We start from the raw sequence: 18,273 nt of genomic DNA on the forward strand, positions 1-18,273 counted from the left end.
CCGTCGTGACCACCCGCGAACCGGCGTAGCGTCCCCACCATGGCTGCGATCTCGGTGGAGAATCTCGTCAAGACGTTCGGTCCGACCCGCGCACTCGACGGCCTCGACCTCGAGGTGGGAACGGGGGAGGTGCACGGATTCCTCGGGCCCAACGGGTCCGGCAAGTCGACGACCATCCGGGTACTGCTCGGCCTGCTGCGTGCGGACTCGGGGACCGCCACCCTCCTGGGCGGCGACCCGTGGCACGACTCGGTGTCCCTGCACAGACGGCTCGCCTACGTACCCGGTGACGTGAACCTGTGGCCCAACCTCACCGGCGGCGAGGCCATCGACCTCCTGGCCGGATTGCGCGGTGGGCTCGACGAGCCCCGGCGCGCGGAACTGCTCGAGCGGTTCGAACTCGATCAGACGAAGAAGGCGCGCACGTACTCGAAGGGTAACCGGCAGAAGGTCGCACTGGTGGCCGCGTTCGCGTCGGACGTCGAACTGTACGTGCTCGACGAACCGACGTCGGGGCTGGATCCGTTGATGGAGTCGGTGTTCCAGGATTGCGTCGAGGAGATGTCGGACGCGGGGAAGACCGTCCTGTTGTCGAGTCACATCCTCGCGGAGGTCGAGGCGCTGTGCGACCGGGTGAGCATCATCCGCGAGGGCCGCACCGTGGAGACCGGCACGCTCGCGGAACTGCGGCACCTCACGCGCACGTCGATCACCGTCGAGACACAGCAGCCGGTGACCGGACTGGACGCCGTCGAGGGCGTGCACGACGTGCGGGTCGACGGCCTGCACACCCGATGCGAGGTGGACACCAGTGCGATCGAGGGCGTGCTGCGCCACCTGCTGTCGTTCGGGGTTGCGTCGCTGACGTCGACGCCACCGACACTGGAGGAGTTGTTCCTGCGGCACTACGGCGACGAACTGGCCCGGGAGGGTGAGAACCACCGGCGCGCCGAATCCGGGACACGGACGCGATGAGCACGGTGACGACGCCGGAGACCACCGGGCGCGGCCAGTACGCGGGAACCCCACGGCTCGTGCGGCTCGCCCTGCGCCGCGACCGCATCCAACTGCCGGTATGGTTGCTCGCTCTCGCCGCACTGCAAGCATTCTCGGCGTCCAGTGTGCTCGGCCTGTATCCCACGGAACCCGACCTGCGCAGTTTCGCGATGGCTACCGCGGCGTCGCCGGTCGCGCTCGCCACCAACGGTCTCGTGTCGGGGTACAGCGCCGGCGCCGTGCTCGCCTGCCAGATCGTCATGCCGATGTCGCTGGCCGCCGGCCTGATGACCGCCCTGCTGGTCGTGCGGCACACCCGTCAGAACGAGGAGACCGGCCGCGCCGAACTCGTCGAGGCGGCCGTCGTGGGCCGGAAAGCACTGCTCACCGCGGCCCTGGTGGTCGCGGTCGGTGCCAACCTGACCCTCGGACTGCTCAACGTGGTGGTGCTGGTCGCGGCGGGTCTGCCACTGGACGGGTCGGTGGCTCTCGGCGCGGCCGTCGCCGGTGTCGGCATCGCGTTCGCGGCGATCGCCGCGGTGACCGCCCAGGTGACGGACAGTGCCCGCACCGCCAACGGACTGGCCGGGGCCGCCCTGGGCATCGCATTCCTGTTGCGCGCCGTCGGCGACATGACGGGCACGGTGACGGAAGACGGCACCCGGGTCGTCAGTGGCTGGCTGACGTGGCTGTCGCCGATCGGCTGGGCCGAACAGGTCCGCCCCTACGACGACAACGCGTGGTGGGTGCTGGCGTTCCCCGCCGTTTTCGCGCTGGTCGTCGGTTCCGTCGGCTTCGCACTCACCGAACGCAGGGACGTCGGCTCCGGCCTCGTGCCGACCCGCCCCGGCCCTGCCCGCGCGTCCCGTTCACTGCCGACGGCCGTCGGATCGGCGTGGCGGATACAACGGACGATCCTGTTCTGGTGGGCATTCGGGATCGCCGTCCTCGCCGTGGTGTACGGCGCGATCGCAGACCAGATCGACGACTTCCTCGGGGAGGGTCAGCAGGTCGCCGACATGATGGAACAACTCGGTGGCGGCACCACCGACATGGTCGACGCCTACTTCGCCGCCATCTTCGGCATGATGGCGATCGCGGTGGCCGGCTACGCGGTGCAGGCGCTGCTCCGAATGCGCGGTGAGGAGGCGGCGGGGCGACTCGAACCCGTTCTGGCGACGGCGGTCTCGCGTCCGCGGTGGATGCTGGCGCACGTCGGCCTGGTCACGGTGGGCATCGTCGTCCTGCAGGCACTGACCGGGGCGGCGACCGGCCTCGCGTACGGTCTCGTGACCGAAGACGTGCCGGGAAAGGTCGTGAGCCTCACGGGGGCCGCCCTCGTCTTCGTGCCGGCGATCGGGGTGGTCGCGGCATTGGCGGTGCTGGCGTTCGGCGGCGTGCCCGCCTGGTCGGCCGGGCTGTCCTGGGGCGTGCTCGCGATCTGCCTGATCTTCGGATTCCTCGGATCGCTGCTCGGGCTTCCGCAGACGGTCCGCGACCTGTCGCCGTTCACACACGTCCCCGCCCTTCCCGCCGCGGAAGTGACGGCCGCTCCGCTGATCTGGCTCGCAGTGATCGCCGCCGTCGCCGGTGCTGCCGGAGTGGTGCTGTTCCGCTGGCGAGACCTCACGAATTCTTAGCGGAACCGGGAGGCTGGGTCGACGGTCGGCGACGAAGGTCGTTGTCCAGCATGCGGATCAACTCACCGACCCGTCCACCGCCCCCGGTGCTAGATAGGCGGCGCCTGCCGCTGCCCACGCTGCCTCCCGAGCCGCCCCAGTGTTCGTGCCCTTGGCAGCCGCGAGCGCCGCCCACGCGGTGTCGCGCAGAGAATTCCCACGCTCATCACCCAGCGCGAACTCCCACGCAGCAGTGATCGCGTCTCGGGGCCGCGAGTCGTGCGGCTGATCGGCCTCGAATATCTCGAGCACCACCTCCGCGCACCCCGCAGCAAACATGGTCACCTCAGGAAGATCCTGCTTGCTCAGAACGATCTCGCTCGCTTCCCTGCCATGATTCCATTTTCGACCATCGGGGCTGTTCCGTACCGCGCGTTCAGGCTGTGCCTTCCCCGAACAGGGGTCGCACGTCGGCGACGTCGTACTCGGCTACCGACGCCGAGAGGATGTCCGCGCCTTGTTCGTCGCTGAGGCCGCTGCCTCGGAAAGTGTTGACCGCCGCTTGCGGCTCCCAGCGTTCGAAGACGTTGATGCGCGCGCCCGCGCCGCCGTCGGGGTCGCGGACGGTGGCGACTCTGGCAATTGGTGACGATCACTCCGGCTCAGCGGGATCAGGCTCCACTGGCGATCACCTTCACCTTATTTCCCAGCCTGTACCTGCGTGCGGGAGCGTGGCACGACTTCGCGCTCCCGGCGTGTGGCTGCGACGCGTGCGACGAGGACGCGGAGTACGTTCTTCGCGAGCTGGCGGAGAATACGGAGGCGCTCACCGCCGGGCGGCTGTCCGAACGGATCACCGGCCGGCCCCGCGCTGTTCTCGAGTTCTCCTGGGAGGGCGACGATTGGAGCAGGCGCGGAATGAGGAGGCTGTCGGTGGCGGATGTGAACCAATTGCGCGCCCGGCCAGTCCAACCGCCGGCCGATGGCAACTGGCGTCCGCGACGGCGTGCGCCAGCCCAGTCGCGGTCAGCCTCTGGCCGCCGGCCATTGCGGCCCGGCCGGTGGCTGAGGACGAACAGCGGTGCTGCAGGGTGCGGGGTCCCGTCGTCGCCGAACCGGTCGGAATTCTCATTCGGTTGCGGCCGGCGATGTCGACGACCTTCCCGGGCCCGGCGCTGCCGCGTGATCAACACGTGGTTCCGGTCGAAGGGAGATAAGTCGAACGCGCACCTATTTGACCGGCACGTCGGAACCCATTGCTCGGGTCGCGTTTGGTTGCTAAAATCGAACAAAGTTTCGAATGACTTTGGGGGAGGTCGGTTGTGGGGGCAATGCTTCTCGAGGAATTACGCGCATTCACGGCGCGGTTGCAATGTGCCGAGGCGGCGAGTGGCGACGCGGGATTGGGCATCGATCTGCTCGATGCGATCGAGACGTTGAAGTCGGTCGGGTGTGCGGTGCAGGCGGTGATCACCGACGATGTCGCGACGAGTATCCGTGCCGACCGTAGGGCTCGGCGACTTCCGCAGTCCGAGTGGGGTCGGGGTATTGCGTCGCAGATTGCGTTGGCGCGCAGGGAGTCCCCGAACCGTGGCGGTAGGCATCTGGGTTTCGCGCAGGCTCTGGTGCACGAAATGCCGCACACCCTTGCCATGTTGCAGACCGGCCGGCTGAATGAATGGCGTGCGACGTTGTTGGTGCGGGAGACGGCATGCTTGTCGGCGGCCGATCGGGCGATCGTGGATCGCCAGTTATGTTCGAACCCAGCTACTCTCGACGGCGTCGGCGACCGCGGTCTGATCGCGCGGGCCAAAGCCCTTGCGGTGGAACTCGACGCCGCCTCGGTCGTGGCCCGGCACCGCAAGGCCGTGTCCGAACGACGGGTTACGACACGTCCGGCCCCGGATTCGATGGCCTATCTGAGTGTACTGATGCCGGTCGAACAAGCCGTGTGCCTGCAGGCCACGCTGGGTCGGGATGCGGACAGCCTGATCGCGACCGGGAAGGGTGGTGGGCGCACCCGCAATCAAGTGATGGTGGACTTGTTGTTCACGCGTGGCACCGGAGCCGACGTGGCGTCGGGTGTTCCGGTGGCTGTGAACCTTGTGCTCTCGGACGAAACACTCCTCGCCGGCGGTCACGAGGCTGCGCAGCTGTATGGGTTCGGGCCGGTGCCGGCGGGGATCGCTCGGCAGCTGGTGGCCGATGCGGTGGATTCGGACACCGAGGTGTCGTTGCGGCGAGTGTATGCGTGCCCGCAGTCGGGGGCGCTGACGGCGATGGAATCCCAATCCCGCATGTTCCCGAAGAGTCTGAGAAAGCTGATCGACCTGCGGGATCAAACGTGCCGCACGCCCTGGTGTGATGCCCCGATCCGCCATAACGATCACATCCGCTCACACGGCAAGTCGGGTGCCACCAGCGCGGACAACGGGTCCGGACTGTGCGAGGCCTGCAACTACGCGAAGGAAGGCGACGCCTGGACCGCCCGCCCGGTACGCAACCCCGGCCGCACCCACCTCATTGACCTCGGCACCCCGACCGGGCACCACTACCGCTCGGCAGCGCCACGGCTGCCGGCGCCCGCGCACCTCCGAGCGTCATGAGGAGGTCAGCAGTCGATGACGAGCCAGCCGCCGTGGTGCTCGAACACCTCGAATGGGCGTCCCGTCGATTCGCCGAGTTCGGTGAGCGACGTGGTGTCGAAGGTGCGGATGTGTCCGTGGCAGGCCGTTGCCTCGTCCTCGTAGGGGACGGCGACGACAACCCGTTCGCGGGCAACGCGGAGGGCCTCGGATATCACTGCGGCACCGATGTTTTCGCCGACGTGCTCGAGGAGGTGGATGGCGGTGACGGTGTCTGCGCTGTCGTCGGGGACCGGCACGTGCGCGGCGTCGCACACGAGGGTGCGCAGATCGAGTCCGAGTTCCGGTGCCACGGCGTCGAGGAGGGTCATGGTGCCGGGGAGGATGTCGGTTGCCGTGACGGACCGCCCGGCGCGGGCGAGTCGCAACGGGAGGAAGCCGAAGCACGACCCGAGGTCGAGGACGGAACCGCGGACCAGTTGTTCCGCCTTCTCGTGGATCGGTGCGAAGTCGGCGGTGCCGTCGAGCAGCTCGCCGAGAGAGTTGCGGTAGTAGACGGTCCACGCGTCGAGTGCGCCGTCGACGGTGGAGCGCACCAGTCCGACCATGGTCGATTCGAACTCGCCCTGACCGAAGTCGGCGTCCTCGATGGACGCGGTGACCGAGGCGACGAGTCGCTCGCTCAGATCCTCGGGTGTGAGGGCGTGCGTGACCCGCAACCGGTCGCCGTCGCGGGTGAGGGTGAGCGGCCCGTCCGTGACCCGCTCGACCGTGACGTGACCGTGTGACCACAGTCCGGGTTCGCACGGAGCGAGAGAGTCGAACGCGGGCGTGTCGAGAGTGGAAGTCATTCGAAGCAACCTTGCCGAGAGGTGATGGCGGGCGTGGGTCAGGTCCGGGTGTCGGGCTCGCCGAGGGAACTCAGCCCATCGTAGAGCGATTGCATGCCGCTGGCGAGTAGTTCGTTCAGTTCGAGCGAATCGTCGTCGAGCCACTGCTCGTACGCCGACATCGCAACGCCGAGTAGAAGATAGCCGACGGTCCGTGGAACGTGGTCGGTCGGTGAGACTCCGAGCCGGCTCGCGACGTACTCTGCGATGACGTTGCGCCACCCTTCGTACATCACCACCGAATACGCCTGCAGCGCGGGCACGCGCAGGATCAGCCCCATGCGTTTGCGGTGGTTGACTTCCTCGCTCTCGGGAAACGCGTTGAACTGCAGGAGTGCTGCGGTGAGTCCGTCGACGATCGGGATGTCGCCGGGTTGCGCGGCGAGTTGGGCGCGCATTTCGGCGAGGTGGGCGTCGAAGTCGCCCCACGGGATCGCGTTCTTGGACGGGAAGTAGCGGAACAGGGTGCGGCGGGCGATGCCGGACGCTTCGGCGACTTCGTCGACGCTGGTGGCGTCGAAGCCCTGTTCCGTGAACAACTCGATCCCGACGGTGCTGATCCGATCCTGCGTCGTGGACGGGCGTCGCCCTATCCGACTGGATGGTTTTCGACGACTTCTCAACTTTCGTACCCTCCCGAGCTGTCATTCTGCACTCGATGCCATTACAGTGGTGAGGCGAGTCACAGGAATGGTCACCTATGACGGGGAACATCCCTCCGGCTCGCGCCGTATCACCGAACAGTAGGAGGAAATCATGTCGGATCGCGACAACAACGTGCTGGAAAACGACTTGGTCGAGGAATCCCTGGTGGAAGAGGTCTCGATCGACGGCATGTGCGGCGTGTACTGATCATGTCCGCTCCAGCATCTGCTTCAGTGACCGGCAACGCCGGTATCGATCTCGATGTGGGCTGGAAGCTTCATCCGCAGGTGGCGCTGCGTCCCGAACCTTTCGGGGCGCTGCTCTACCACTTCGGGACGCGCAAACTGTCGTTCCTGAAGAACCGCACGATCGTCGCGGTGGTCGAATCGCTTCCCTCACACGCCGACGCCCGGTCCGCACTGCGGGCGCAGGGTATCGGGGACGACGCGGCCGCGCAGTACGCGCGAGCGCTCGGCACGTTGGCCGAGTCGCACATGATCGTCCCCGCCTGACCAGCTCTCTTCACCCCGTACCAGAGGACACAGCCCATGACCTCCATGCTCGAAAGGCCTTCCGCGGTGACAGCCCCCGTCGCTCCGGTCGGCCGCCTCGTCGACCAGTTCGAACTCGGTCTCGACGCCCCGATCTGCCTGACCTGGGAGTTGACCTACGCGTGCAACCTGTCGTGCGTGCACTGTCTGTCCTCGTCGGGCCGGCGTGACCCGCGGGAGCTGAGCACCGAGCAGTGCAAGTCGATCATCGACGAACTGCAGCGCATGCAGGTGTTCTACGTGAACATCGGTGGCGGTGAGCCGACGGTTCGTTCGGACTTCTGGGAGCTGGTCGACTACGCGACCGCCCACCAGGTCGGGGTGAAGTTCTCCACGAACGGGGTGAAGATCGACAAGAAGGTCGCCGCCCGGCTCGCCGCCAGCGACTACGTCGACGTGCAGATCTCCCTCGACGGTGCGACGGCCGAGGTCAACGACGCCGTCCGTGGTCCGGGTTCGTTCGCGATGGCGGTGCGGGCGCTCGAGAATCTCTCCGAGGCCGGGTTCAAGGACGCCAAGATCTCCGTGGTGGTCACCCGGCACAACGTGTCCCAGCTCGACGACTTCAAGGCGCTGGCCGACAAGTACGGCGCCACCCTGCGCATCACCCGGCTGCGACCGTCGGGGCGCGGCGCGGACGTGTGGGACGAACTGCATCCGACGCAGGCGCAGCAGCGCGAGCTGTACAACTGGCTGGTCGCCAACGGCGAGGGCGTGCTCACCGGTGACTCCTTCTTCCACCTGTCCGCCTACGGCGACGCGTTGCCCGGCCTGAACTTGTGTGGTGCCGGCCGGGTGGTGTGCCTGATCGACCCGATCGGCGACGTCTACGCGTGCCCGTTCGCGATCCACGACCAGTTCCTCGCCGGAAACATCGTGGCGGACGGCGGTTTCCAGCAGGTGTGGCAGACGTCGGAGCTGTTCCAGGAGCTGCGGTCCCCGCAGACCGGCGGCGCGTGCAGTAAGTGCAACCACTACGACTCCTGCCGCGGCGGATGCATGGCCGCGAAATTCTTCACCGGGCTGCCGATGGATGGCCCGGACCCCGAATGTGTGATCGGCAACGGCGAACTGGCGTTGGCTGCCGCGGGGGAGATCCCGAAATCCAGTGTCGACCACTCCCGCACCGGCCAGCGCCGGACTCCGCGGGCGCCGGTTCCGTTGACGCTGATGGTGCGTCCGCCGGCCAAGATTTGTGACGAGAACCCGCTTGCGGGCATGGACCAGACGTAAGTCGTCTGCCAGGTACGAGAGGTATTGCCATGGGTAAGAATCCGTTCTTCGAAACGGTGGCCGAGGCTCAGCGTCGCGCGAAGAAGCGCCTGCCGAAGTCGGTGTACGCGGCGCTGATCGCCGGTTCCGAGCGGGGCGTGACGGTCGACGACAACATCGCGGCGTTCGGTGAACTGGGGTTTGCTCCGCACGTCGTGGGGCTGTCCGACAAGCGTGAGCTGTCCACGACCGTGATGGGGCAGTCGATTTCGCTGCCCGTCATCATCTCCCCGACCGGTGTGCAGGCGGTGCATCCCGACGGCGAGGTCGCTGTCGCGCGTGCGGCGGCGGCACGCGGCACGGCGATCGGTCTGAGTTCGTTCGCGAGCAAGTCGGTCGAGGAAGTCACGGCCGCCAACCCTCAGACGTTCTTCCAGATGTACTGGGTCGGCAGCCGGGAGGTGCTGATCCAGCGGATGGAACGCGCCCGCGCCGCCGGGGCGACCGGACTGATCATCACCACCGACTGGTCGTTCTCGTACGGTCGTGACTGGGGTAGCCCGGCCATCCCCGAGAAGATGGACCTGAAGGCGATGCTGCAGTTCGCGCCGGAGGGAATCACCCGGCCGAAGTGGTTGTACGAGTTCGCGAAGACCCGCAAGATCCCGGATCTGACCACCCCGAACCTGGCGCAGCCCGGTCAGGAACCGCCGACGTTCTTCGGCGCCTACGGCGAGTGGATGCAGACGCCGCTGCCGACGTGGGACGACATCGCATGGCTGCGTGAGCAGTGGGGCGGGCCGTTCATGCTCAAGGGCGTCATGCGGGTCGACGACGCCAAGCGGGCCGTCGATGCCGGCGTCACCGCGATCTCCGTGTCGAATCACGGTGGCAACAACCTCGACGGCACCCCGGCGCCGATCCGCGCGCTGCCCGCCATCGCGGAGGCCGTGGGCGATCAGGTCGAGGTGCTCCTCGACGGCGGTATCCGCCGCGGTAGCGACGTCGTGAAGGCCGTCGCGCTCGGCGCGCGGGCGGTGATGATCGGCCGCGCGTACCTGTGGGGTCTCTCGGCGAACGGTCAGGCCGGCGTCGAAAACGTCCTCGACGTCCTGCGCGGCGGTATCGATTCGGCGCTGCTCGGGCTGGGCCACTCGAACATCCACGACCTCACCCCGTCCGACATCGTGATCCCGCCCGGATTCGCTCGCGTACTCGGCGCCGAATCCTGAACCACGAACGGCGTAGATGTCTGCGCAACTGACAGACCCGATCACCCTGGCCGGACGCCACGCCCGGTCCAGGGTGCTTCTGGGTCCGCACCCCACCAATCTCGGTGCGGGAAGGACGCTGTCGCCGCGTCATGTCGCGTACTACGAGCGCCGGGCGCGGGGCGGTGCGGGGATCGTCGTCACCGAGGTGGCGTCGGTCCATGCCTCCGACTGGCCGTACGAACGGGCTCCGCTGGCGTCCGACTGCGTCGCCGGGTGGCGGGACATTGTCGCGGCCTGCCGCCCGCACGGCACACTGGTGCTGGCCGGGTTGGGGCACGCCGGACTGCAGGGGTCGAGCGCCTACTCGCAGTCGGTGCTGTGGGGACCGTCGGGGGTCGCCGACGTGATCTCCCGCGAGATGCCGATGCAGATGGAGCAGGCGGAGATCGACAGCCTCGTCGAGGGCTTCCGGGCCGGGGCCGCCGCGGCAGTCGCGGCGGACGCGGACGGCGTCGAGCTCGACGCCGGGCCGAGAGCGCTCCTGCGGCAGTTCCTTTCGAACCTCACCAACGTACGCGAAGACGAGTACGGCACCGACCCGCTGCGGCTCGTCCGCGAGGTCCTCACCGCCGTCCGCAAAGAGCTGGGCCCCGGCCGGATATTGTCCCTGCGCATGAGCTGCGACGAGGAGACGTCCTGGGCGGGGATCACACCGTCGATCGCCGCCGGACACGCACGGGCCCTGGCCGACGCACTCGATCTGCTCGTGGTGGTCCGGGGCGGGCCGCTGTCGCCGAACGCCTACCGCCCCGACTTCCACCGGCCACCCGCGTTCAACACCGAACTCTGCCGCGGCATCCGCACGGCGGTCGCCGGCGCGGTCCCGGTCGTTCTCCAGGGCAGCGTCGTCGATCCGGCCGATGCCCGGTGGGCGCTCGACGACGGAGTCGCCGACGTCGTCGAGATGACGCGTGCCCAGATCGCCGATCCCGATCTCGTCGTCAAGATCCGGCGCGGTGCGGTGCCGCGGCCGTGTGTCCTGTGCAACCAGACGTGCCAGGTGCTCGACCCCCGCAACCCGGTCGTCACATGCGTCGGCAATCCCACTGCCGGGCACGAGACCGTCGATCCCACCGAGGACGCCGCTGTGGTCGCAGGCACGGCACTGGTGGTCGGTGGTGGCCCGGCCGGTCTCGAGGCGGCGCGGGTGCTTGCGCTGCGGGGTCACCGGGTCGCCGTGGCGGAGGCATCGGCTCGGCTCGGCGGGATGGTGCGGGCCGCGGCCGGGGCGCCGCACCTCAGGGCGCTGACCGACTGGCTGGAGAACGAATGCCGCGGTCTCGGAGTCGAATTCCGTCTCGGCGCCACGGTCTCCGAAGCCGAACTCGATGCCGCGGAACGAGACGGTGTGACGGTGATCCTCGCGACCGGCAGCACGCCCCGGCCGCTTCCGTTCCCCGTCGGGGGAAGTGTCCGGTGTCTCGGCGCCGCGGATCTGCGGGACGGTGACGTGCCTGCGGAGGGGCCCCACATCGTCTTCGACCCGGTCGGCGGACCGGTCGGCGTGGCGGTCGCCGAATGGCTCGCGGCGCGGGGCCGCGACGTGAGCATCGTGACCCAGGACTCCGTGGCCGGCTCGCGACTCGGCATGACCGGCGACCTCGCCGACGCCAACACCCGCCTGCAACGGGCCGGGGTGACGCGTCACCTCGACAGCCGCATCGTGTCGATCGACGGCGACGGAATGCGGTTGCGCAACCGGTACACCGCCGAAGAGTCGGTGGTGCCGTGCACCGTGTTGATCGACTGCTCGCATCGTCTCCCCGAGGACACGCTCGGCTCGACCCGCCCGGACACGGTGCGGGCCGGCGACTGCGTGGCCCCCCGCACACTGCTCGAGGCGGTCCGCGAGGGCCGCACCGAGGCGCTGACCGCGACCGCCCACCGGCGGTCCGAGTTCGATCACCATCCGTTCACCCTCGTCACCGAGAGATAGGACATTTCATGGGACAGTTCGACGACAAGGTCGCGTTCATCACCGGGGCTGCCCGTGGGCAGGGGCGAACGCATGCGGTGCGGTTGGCGCGCGAAGGTGCGGCGATCATCGCCGTCGACATCTGCGGGCCGGTGTCGCAGTACAACACTTACGAACCGGCGACGGCGGACGACCTCGCCGAGACGGTGCGGCTCGTGGAATCCGAGGGCGGCAAGATCCTCGCCGAACAGGCGGACGTGCGGGACAGCGCGCAACTGACGGCTGTCGTGGACCGGGGAGTCGAACAGTTCGGCCGTCTCGACATCGTGATCGCGAACGCCGGGATCTGCAACTGGAACCGCTTCTGGGAGATGCCCGACGAGCAGTGGGAGACGCTGATCGACGTCAATCTCACCGGCGCCTGGAAGACACTGAAGGCTGCGGTCCCGGCACTGATCGAGGGTGGCCGCGGGGGATCGATCATCGTGATCAGCTCCGTCGCCGGGATCAAGCCGCTCCCGGGGCAGGCCAATTACGCCGCCTCCAAGTTCGGGCTCGTGGGACTCACCCAGACCGCGGCCAAGGAACTGGGCGAGTACGACATCCGGGTCAATTCGATCCACCCCTACGGAGTGAAGACCCCGATGGGCACCGACCCGGGCAGCCTCGTGATTCTCGAGAAGCACCCGCACTACCTGTCGAGCTTCGGCACCATCCTCACCGAACACCCGCTGGCCGACACCGACGACATCACCGACGCCGTGCTGTGGCTGGCCGGTGACGGTTCGCGGCGGGTCACGGGCAGTCAGGTCGCCGTCGACATGGGCAACACCAAGGTGTGAGCACCTCCGCGTACCGCCACCTGTTCACCCCGTTGCGCCTGGGACCGCTGACGCTGCGCAATCGGGTGGTCTTCTCGGCGCACCTCACGGGGTACGCCGTCGCCGGTCTCCCCACCGCCCAGCACGCCGCCTACTATGCGGCGCGCGCGAAGGGCGGTGCGGGCCTGATCATCTCCGAAGAGCACGCCACCCATCCGGGTGACTGGCCGTACGAGAAGGTGATCGCCGGCTACCGGCCGGAGGTCGTCCCGGGATACCGGCGGATCACCGACGCGGTCCACGCACACGGAGTTCCGATCCTCGCTCAGGTCAACCACAACGGCGGCCAGGGATCGAGCATGTATTCGCGGCGGCCACTGTGGGCGCCGAGCGCCGTCCCCGACCCACTGTTCCGCGAAGTTCCCAAGGCGGTCGATCAGCGCGAGATCCGGGCCCTCGTCGACGGTTACGCGCGCGTCGCCGAGCACTGTGTCCGAGGCGGATTCGACGGCATCGAACTGCAGTGCTCGCACTCGTCGCTGGTGCGCAGTTTCCTCGCCCCCGCCACGAACCAGCGCACGGACCGGTACGGAGGGTCGTTGGAGAACCGTGCCCGGTTCCTCCTCGAGGTCGTCGAAGCCGTGCGAACGGCGATCGGCCCGGACCGCGCACTCGGGGTGAGGCTCGCGGGGGAGGACCTGTTCGACGGTGGCGTACACCTCGACGAGGCGGTGGAGATGGCCGCCCTGCTGGAGGCGGACGGGCGGGTCGACTACCTCAACACGTCCATCGGGATGGCCACCGAGACGCTGCACATGATCGAGGCGTCCATGGCCGTCCCCCGCGGGTATGCGCTGTTCGTCCCCAATGCGATCCGGCGGCGGGTCGGACTTCCGGTGGTCGGTGTCGGCCGGTTCTCGGATCCGCATCAGGCCGACCGGGCTCTCGACGAGGGGCACTGCGACCTGATCGGGGTGGTGCGCGGCCAGATCGCGGACCCGGACTTCGCGGCCAAGGCACTCGCCGGTGAAGAGGACGCCATCCGATCGTGCCTGGCGTGCAATCAGGAATGCATCGGACGCATGGGGCTGGGCCGGTGGCTCGGCTGCGTCGTGAACCCGCGCGCGGGCAGGGAATCGATTCTGCTGCCCGAACCCACCGTCCGCGGCAGGCGGGTCGTGGTGGTCGGCGGCGGACCTGCCGGGCTGAAGGCCGCCGCCACCGCCGCGCAGCGGGGGCACCACGTGACGCTGTTCGAACGCAACACCGTCCTCGGTGGTCAGGTCCGGACGGCCGCCGTCGTCCCTGGGCGCCGCGAGGTCCTCGGCCTCGTCGTCGACCTGGAAGCGGAATGCGTTCGGCGCGGCGTGGACGTGCGGACCGGCACCGAGGCGACCGCCGAGGCGCTCGCGCAGGGACGTCCCGACGTGGTCGTGCTCGCCACCGGAGCGCGTCCGAGCCGTCCGCGCTGGGCGGGTGCGTCGGATCGGGTGGTGGATGTGCGGGACGTGCTGGAGGGCCGCGCGGATCCGTCCGGGACGGTGCTGGTGGTCGACGAACTGGGATTCCATCAGGGCACGTCCGTCGCCGAATTCGTCGCCGACGCCGGGTGTGCCGTCACGATCTGCACGCCGGGGATGATCGTCGGCCAGGATCTCGGGATCACACTGGACCTCGAGGGATGGAATCGGCGGGCGCACGGCAAGGGCATCACCCAGGTGACGGACGTGGTGCCGACCGGGTGCGACGACGCCGGCGGGGGCCGGATCGCGGTCACGCTCCTGCACCACCCGACCGGCGCGTCCCGCCGGCTCACCGTCGACTGGGTGGTGTCGTCCGCGCACCAGCAACCGGAGGACGAGCTCTGGAAACTACTGGCCGACAGCGGCATCGAGGTCCATCGCATCGGCGACGCCCTGGCTCCGCGCCGCGCGCATTCCGCCGTCATCGAGGGGGAGCGGATCGCGCTCGCGCTCTGACGCAGGCAGTCACGGCCCGGGTCGAATCCGCGGTCGCCTAGCATCGGAGGATGCCCCATTCCGGACACCTCGACGACGCGGTGTGGCCCGACCTCGTGTCCCACGTGTCGACGGTCGTGGTCCCGGTCGGCTCCCTCGAGCAGCACGGACCGCATCTGCCGCTCGACACCGACACCACCATCGCCGACGCCGTGTCCCGCGCGCTGCCGCACGTGCTCGTCGCACCCCCGATCGCGTACGGCGCGAGCGGTGAGCACGAGGGGTTTCCCGGGACCGTCTCGCTGGGGGCGGAGGCCCTCGAGACCGTGCTGGTCGAATACGGCAGGTCCGCGTGCCGGTGGGCGGACCGCGTGCTGTTCGTCAACGGGCACGGAGGAAACGGACCCGCATTGGTCAAGGCTGTCGCCTTGCTTCGATACGAGGCCCGTGACGTGGCCTGGGTGCCGTGCGCGGTCCCCGGCGCCGACGCCCATGCCGGACGTACGGAAACGTCCTTGTTGCTACACCTTTCACCTGGTCGAGTGAGGTTGTCCAGGGCCGAGCCCGGTAATACGGAACCTATCGCGAGGTTGATGCCAAGACTGCGAGAAGGCGGTATGGTCGCCGTGTCGGCCAATGGGGTGCTCGGTGACCCGACGGGCGCAACGGCCGCGGAGGGGGCGCAGATCTTCGGCGTGCTCGTCCACACAGTCACCAAGGCACTGGCCCGGTGGGAACCGGGCCCCGATGGACGGCTCCGGTGCGAACCGGGCGCCGATGGGAGGCTCCAATGACCCGCACGGGCGCCCTCGAGTTGCCGAGGGCGGATTTTCGGCACATCCTTGCGGCTGATTTCCGGCATGCCCTGCCGGCGCTGTCCGATCCGCATACGATCGACTGATGCGCCAAGCTCGACTTCCCGATGGATTCGGGATCCGAATCGACCCCAAGGTTCGCGCATATTCCGGAGGCCGAGTGCTCATCGGCGGTTCGCCGACCCGGATGCTGAAGCTGGCGCCCACCGCGGCGGCCATGATCGGAGACGGCTACCTCGAGGTCGTCGATCCGCAGTCCGCCGTCGTCGCACGCCGCCTCCTCGACTCGGGGGTCGCCAACCCGCGCCCCATGAGCACACCGTCCCCGCAGGACGTCACCGTCGTCATTCCGGTGAAGAACAACGCGCCCGGGCTGCACCGCGTGCTGGCCGCGCTCCGCGGACTCGAGGTGGTCGTCGTCGACGACGGCTCCGACGTCCCGATCGTCGCCCCCGCGCTGCAGAACGGGTGCGGCGGCCGCGTCACCGTGCTGCGCCACGAGACGGCAAAGGGGCCCGCCGCGGCCCGCAACACCGGTCTGCGTTACGCCGCAACTCCGTTCGTGGCGTTCCTCGACTCCGACGTCCTGCCGCGCACCGGGTGGATCGAGGTCATGCTCGGCCACTTCAGCGACCCCGCGGTCGCGCTGGTCGCCCCGAGGATCGTCGCGCTCGAACCCGAGGCGAGCACGCTCGCGCGGTACGAGCACGCCCGATCCTCCCTCGACCTCGGACGGAAGGAATCCGCGGTCCAGTCCGGCGGCCCGGTGTCGTACGTCCCGAGCGCCGCGATGATCGCCCGGCGTGAGGTGCTCGACGAGTTCGGCGGCTTCGACGAGTCCATGCACGTGGCGGAGGACGTCGACCTGTGCTGGCGACTCCAGGAGTCCGGCTGGCGACTGCGGTACGAGCCCGTGGCCCACGTCGCGCACGACCATCGCGTGACGTTCGGAAAGTGGTTCGACCGCAAGCTGTTCTACGGCACCGGTGCGGCGCCCCTGGCGGCGAGGCATTCGGGCATGGTCCCACCGCTGTCGATGTCGCCGTGGACGTTCTTCGCGTGCATCGCCGCCGCCACCTGCACCCGGCTGGGTCTGCTCGGCGCCGTCGCCACGCTCGCGATGATGCTGGTGCGCCTGCGCCGCATGTTCACGGGACTCGATCAGCCGACCCGCATCGCCGCCATCCTCGCCGCCCAGGGCTTCGCCGGTGGCGCCTGGCAGCTGGCGTCCGCGATGTGCCGCCACTATTGGCCCGTCACGCTGCTGGCGGTAGTGCTCTCGAAACGGATTCGCCGGATCGCGCTCGCGATCGCCGTCGCCGAGGGGGTCGCCGACTGGGTCACCCACCGGGAGCCCGGAGGGCTGGGACCGGTGCGGCACACGGTGTTCAAGCGGCTCGACGACATCGCGTACGGTGCCGGGCTCTGGAAGGGCGCCGTCGCCGCCCGCGACTTCGACGCATTGAAGCCCCGGTTGAAGTCGTAGTGACCGATCCGATTCGCGCCGCCGACGTCGTGGTCGTCGGCGGCGGTTCGAGTGGATGCGTGGTGGCCACGCGGCTCAGCGAGGATCCGGGACGATCGGTCCTCCTCCTCGAGTCCGGACCCGGTTACCGGTCGGCCCTCGACTGTCCCGTCCTCGATTACCGGACGCTGCCGGTCGGCCCGGGCAGCGCATACGCGCAGACGTACGGCGTGGAGTTGGCGCCGAGCGTGCCCTCGGCCATGGTGCGCGGCCGCGTTCTCGGCGGGTCGGGCGCCGTCAACGGCGCCTACTTCGTCCGCGGGACGGAAGCGGACTTTCGGCACTGGCCCGCGTCGTGGTCGTACGAGAACGTGCTGCCCGCCTTCCGGGCACTCGAGCGTGACGCCGACTTCGACGACTCCCGGCACGGCACCGCCGGCCCGATGCCCGTGCGCAGGCAGCCCGCGGAACAGCTGAGCGAGATCAGCGCGGCGTTCCGCGCCGCGGCCCTCGGCGCGGGACATTCCGAGGAACCCGACAAGAACGGAGCAGGCGGCGGCGGGATCGGCCCGGTGCCGCTCAACGTCGACGGTGGCCGCCGGGTCAGCACCGCCGTCGCGTATCTGCTGCCGGCGTCGGAGCGGCCCAACCTGACGGTCGAGGCGAACTCCGACGTCGTGCGAATTCTGTTCTCCGGTAACGAGACGGTGGGGGTCGAGGTCGAGTCGGGCGGCACCCGCCGCACGGTCCACGCCGGCCGGGTCGTACTGGCGGCGGGACCCGTCGAAACCCCGGTGCTGCTGATGCTTTCGGGAATCGGACCGGCAGAACATCTGAGGGGCAACGACATCGACGTCGTCCTCGACGTGCCCGGTGTCGGCACCGATTTCAGTGATCACCCCGAAGTGGCTCTGCCGTACCGTGTCCGGGACACACTCCGCCGCAGTGACACGAGTCCGGTCGTCGAAACGGTACTGAACGTCGACGACCTCGAGATCCGTCCGTACACGGCGCCGTTCGACGTGCTCGTCCCCGGATCCGGGCAACCCGACCCGGTCCTCGGAATCGGGCTCATGGTGGCGGAGAGCCGGGGCGACATCCGGATCACGTCGGGACACCGCAGGGACCGTCCCCGGATCGAGTACCGGTACGCGCAATCGGCCGCCGACCGCCGGGCGCTGCGCGAGGGACAGGCCATCGCGCTGGACCTGCTGCGCTCGCCGGAGCTCGGCCCGTTGGTCCGGCCGCTGTCCGAGGAGGTGTCCGACCGCTCGGTGCTCGCGCACCTGGGGACGTCTCTGCACCTGTGCGGCAGTTGCCGGATGGGCGGACACACAGACGTGGGTGCGGTGGTGGACGAGCGGTGCAACGTCCGCGGAATACAGGGTCTGACCATAGCGGACACCTCGGTGTTCCCGGTGGTCCCGAGCCGTGGGCCGCACGCCACCGCGGTCATGGTCGCCGAGCGGGTCAGTACCTTCCTGAGGGAGTGACGGAGGGCGGAACCCGGCCCCGTGTGACCCGGGT

At 68.9% G+C, this 18,273-nt stretch carries 17 protein-coding genes and 1 pseudogene; 14 read left to right on the plus strand and 4 right to left on the minus strand.

Annotated elements, in window-relative coordinates:
• The first annotated feature begins 39 nt into the window (after positions 1-39).
• Together JWS14_RS33070 and JWS14_RS33075 are read left to right on the plus strand one after the other, a co-directional pair.
• On the plus strand, positions 40-975 hold the full coding sequence (locus tag JWS14_RS33070) for an ABC transporter ATP-binding protein (RefSeq protein WP_206015162.1): 936 nt from the start codon (positions 40-42) through the stop codon (positions 973-975).
• Positions 972-2,636: an ABC transporter permease gene (locus JWS14_RS33075; RefSeq protein WP_206015163.1), complete on the plus strand. Its 1,665-nt coding sequence runs from the start codon at positions 972-974 to the stop codon at positions 2,634-2,636. Before JWS14_RS33070 ends, JWS14_RS33075 begins: the two co-directional genes overlap by 4 nt.
• A gap of 57 nt (positions 2,637-2,693) precedes the next feature.
• Here the strand turns inward: JWS14_RS33075 and JWS14_RS50280 are convergent, their stop codons facing one another.
• Together JWS14_RS50280 and JWS14_RS50285 are read right to left on the minus strand one after the other, a co-directional pair.
• The gene (locus JWS14_RS50280; RefSeq protein ID WP_338051563.1) at positions 2,694-2,954 is read right to left on the minus strand and encodes a putative immunity protein; all 261 of its coding nucleotides are present in this window, start codon (positions 2,952-2,954) and stop codon (positions 2,694-2,696) included.
• A gap of 97 nt (positions 2,955-3,051) precedes the next feature.
• Positions 3,052-3,210 (minus strand): annotated as a pseudogene (locus tag JWS14_RS50285) (antibiotic biosynthesis monooxygenase); the annotation flags it as partial.
• A gap of 50 nt (positions 3,211-3,260) precedes the next feature.
• On the opposite strand from JWS14_RS50285, the gene JWS14_RS51840 reads away from it, so the two are divergent.
• Positions 3,261-4,055: a DUF6226 family protein gene (locus JWS14_RS51840; protein ID WP_420855125.1), complete on the plus strand. Its 795-nt coding sequence runs from the start codon at positions 3,261-3,263 to the stop codon at positions 4,053-4,055.
• Positions 3,947-5,221 (plus strand): HNH endonuclease, encoded by a 1,275-nt coding sequence (locus JWS14_RS33085; RefSeq protein ID WP_420855148.1) that lies wholly within the window; start codon positions 3,947-3,949, stop codon positions 5,219-5,221. Before JWS14_RS51840 ends, JWS14_RS33085 begins: the two co-directional genes overlap by 109 nt.
• A 5-nt stretch (positions 5,222-5,226) precedes the next feature.
• Here JWS14_RS33085 and mftM read toward each other — a convergent pair whose 3' ends face one another.
• Positions 5,227-6,051, minus strand: a complete 825-nt coding sequence (mftM, locus tag JWS14_RS33090; RefSeq protein WP_095860955.1) for a mycofactocin oligosaccharide methyltransferase MftM — start codon at positions 6,049-6,051, stop codon at positions 5,227-5,229.
• 38 nt (positions 6,052-6,089) lie between these two features.
• The gene (mftR, locus tag JWS14_RS33095) at positions 6,090-6,713 is read right to left on the minus strand and encodes a mycofactocin system transcriptional regulator (RefSeq protein ID WP_072945581.1); all 624 of its coding nucleotides are present in this window, start codon (positions 6,711-6,713) and stop codon (positions 6,090-6,092) included.
• A 133-nt stretch (positions 6,714-6,846) separates the two neighbouring features.
• Between mftR and mftA the strand changes: the two genes are divergently transcribed.
• From mftA to mftG, 10 genes are all read left to right on the plus strand, one after another.
• Positions 6,847-6,942, plus strand: a complete 96-nt coding sequence (gene mftA, locus JWS14_RS33100) for a mycofactocin precursor MftA (RefSeq protein WP_005573048.1) — start codon at positions 6,847-6,849, stop codon at positions 6,940-6,942.
• A 2-nt stretch (positions 6,943-6,944) separates the two neighbouring features.
• Positions 6,945-7,247, plus strand: coding sequence for a mycofactocin biosynthesis chaperone MftB (gene mftB / locus JWS14_RS33105; RefSeq protein WP_167372162.1), 303 nt, complete (start codon positions 6,945-6,947; stop codon positions 7,245-7,247).
• Positions 7,248-7,283: 36 nt separating this feature from the next.
• Complete coding sequence (mftC, locus tag JWS14_RS33110; RefSeq protein ID WP_072945585.1) at positions 7,284-8,519, plus strand: mycofactocin radical SAM maturase; 1,236 nt, start codon at positions 7,284-7,286, stop codon at positions 8,517-8,519.
• Between the two features lie 29 nt (positions 8,520-8,548).
• Entirely contained in the window at positions 8,549-9,730 is a 1,182-nt protein-coding gene (gene mftD / locus JWS14_RS33115) for a pre-mycofactocin synthase MftD (RefSeq protein ID WP_072945587.1), read from the plus strand.
• 16 nt (positions 9,731-9,746) lie between these two features.
• Positions 9,747-11,708: a mycofactocin system FadH/OYE family oxidoreductase 1 gene (locus JWS14_RS33120; RefSeq protein ID WP_206015165.1), complete on the plus strand. Its 1,962-nt coding sequence runs from the start codon at positions 9,747-9,749 to the stop codon at positions 11,706-11,708.
• 8 nt (positions 11,709-11,716) lie between these two features.
• Entirely contained in the window at positions 11,717-12,529 is an 813-nt protein-coding gene (locus JWS14_RS33125; protein WP_206015166.1) for a mycofactocin-coupled SDR family oxidoreductase, read from the plus strand.
• Complete coding sequence (locus tag JWS14_RS33130; RefSeq protein ID WP_206015167.1) at positions 12,526-14,487, plus strand: mycofactocin system FadH/OYE family oxidoreductase 2; 1,962 nt, start codon at positions 12,526-12,528, stop codon at positions 14,485-14,487. Before JWS14_RS33125 ends, JWS14_RS33130 begins: the two co-directional genes overlap by 4 nt.
• 50 nt (positions 14,488-14,537) lie before the next feature.
• A complete protein-coding gene (mftE, locus tag JWS14_RS33135; RefSeq protein ID WP_095860952.1) occupies positions 14,538-15,260 on the plus strand; it encodes a mycofactocin biosynthesis peptidyl-dipeptidase MftE in 723 nt (240 codons plus the stop codon).
• Positions 15,261-15,366: 106 nt separating this feature from the next.
• Entirely contained in the window at positions 15,367-16,767 is a 1,401-nt protein-coding gene (gene mftF / locus JWS14_RS33140) for a mycofactocin biosynthesis glycosyltransferase MftF (RefSeq protein WP_072945600.1), read from the plus strand.
• Entirely contained in the window at positions 16,767-18,239 is a 1,473-nt protein-coding gene (mftG, locus tag JWS14_RS33145; protein WP_206015168.1) for a mycofactocin dehydrogenase MftG, read from the plus strand. Before mftF ends, mftG begins: the two co-directional genes overlap by 1 nt.
• The last annotated feature ends 34 nt before the right edge of the window (positions 18,240-18,273 follow it).

Source organism: Rhodococcus koreensis (genome assembly GCF_017068375.1).
GTDB classification, from domain to species: Bacteria; Actinomycetota; Actinomycetes; order Mycobacteriales; family Mycobacteriaceae; genus Rhodococcus_F; species Rhodococcus_F koreensis.

Excerpts from the sequence above, each read along its gene's own strand:
- JWS14_RS33070 (WP_206015162.1), top strand. The coding sequence starts at position 40 with ATGGCTGCGATCTCGGTGGAGAATCTCGTCAAGACGTTCGGTCCGACC.
- JWS14_RS33075 (WP_206015163.1), top strand. The coding sequence starts at position 972 with ATGAGCACGGTGACGACGCCGGAGACCACCGGGCGCGGCCAGTACGCG.
- JWS14_RS50280 (WP_338051563.1), bottom strand. The coding sequence starts at position 2,954 with ATGTTTGCTGCGGGGTGCGCGGAGGTGGTGCTCGAGATATTCGAGGCC.
- JWS14_RS33085 (WP_420855148.1), top strand. The coding sequence starts at position 3,947 with ATGCTTCTCGAGGAATTACGCGCATTCACGGCGCGGTTGCAATGTGCC.
- mftM (WP_095860955.1), bottom strand. The coding sequence starts at position 6,051 with ATGACTTCCACTCTCGACACGCCCGCGTTCGACTCTCTCGCTCCGTGC.
- mftA (WP_005573048.1), top strand. The coding sequence starts at position 6,847 with ATGTCGGATCGCGACAACAACGTGCTGGAAAACGACTTGGTCGAGGAA.
- mftB (WP_167372162.1), top strand. The coding sequence starts at position 6,945 with ATGTCCGCTCCAGCATCTGCTTCAGTGACCGGCAACGCCGGTATCGAT.
- mftC (WP_072945585.1), top strand. The coding sequence starts at position 7,284 with ATGACCTCCATGCTCGAAAGGCCTTCCGCGGTGACAGCCCCCGTCGCT.
- mftD (WP_072945587.1), top strand. The coding sequence starts at position 8,549 with ATGGGTAAGAATCCGTTCTTCGAAACGGTGGCCGAGGCTCAGCGTCGC.
- JWS14_RS33120 (WP_206015165.1), top strand. The coding sequence starts at position 9,747 with ATGTCTGCGCAACTGACAGACCCGATCACCCTGGCCGGACGCCACGCC.
- JWS14_RS33125 (WP_206015166.1), top strand. The coding sequence starts at position 11,717 with ATGGGACAGTTCGACGACAAGGTCGCGTTCATCACCGGGGCTGCCCGT.
- mftE (WP_095860952.1), top strand. The coding sequence starts at position 14,538 with ATGCCCCATTCCGGACACCTCGACGACGCGGTGTGGCCCGACCTCGTG.
- mftF (WP_072945600.1), top strand. The coding sequence starts at position 15,367 with ATGCGCCAAGCTCGACTTCCCGATGGATTCGGGATCCGAATCGACCCC.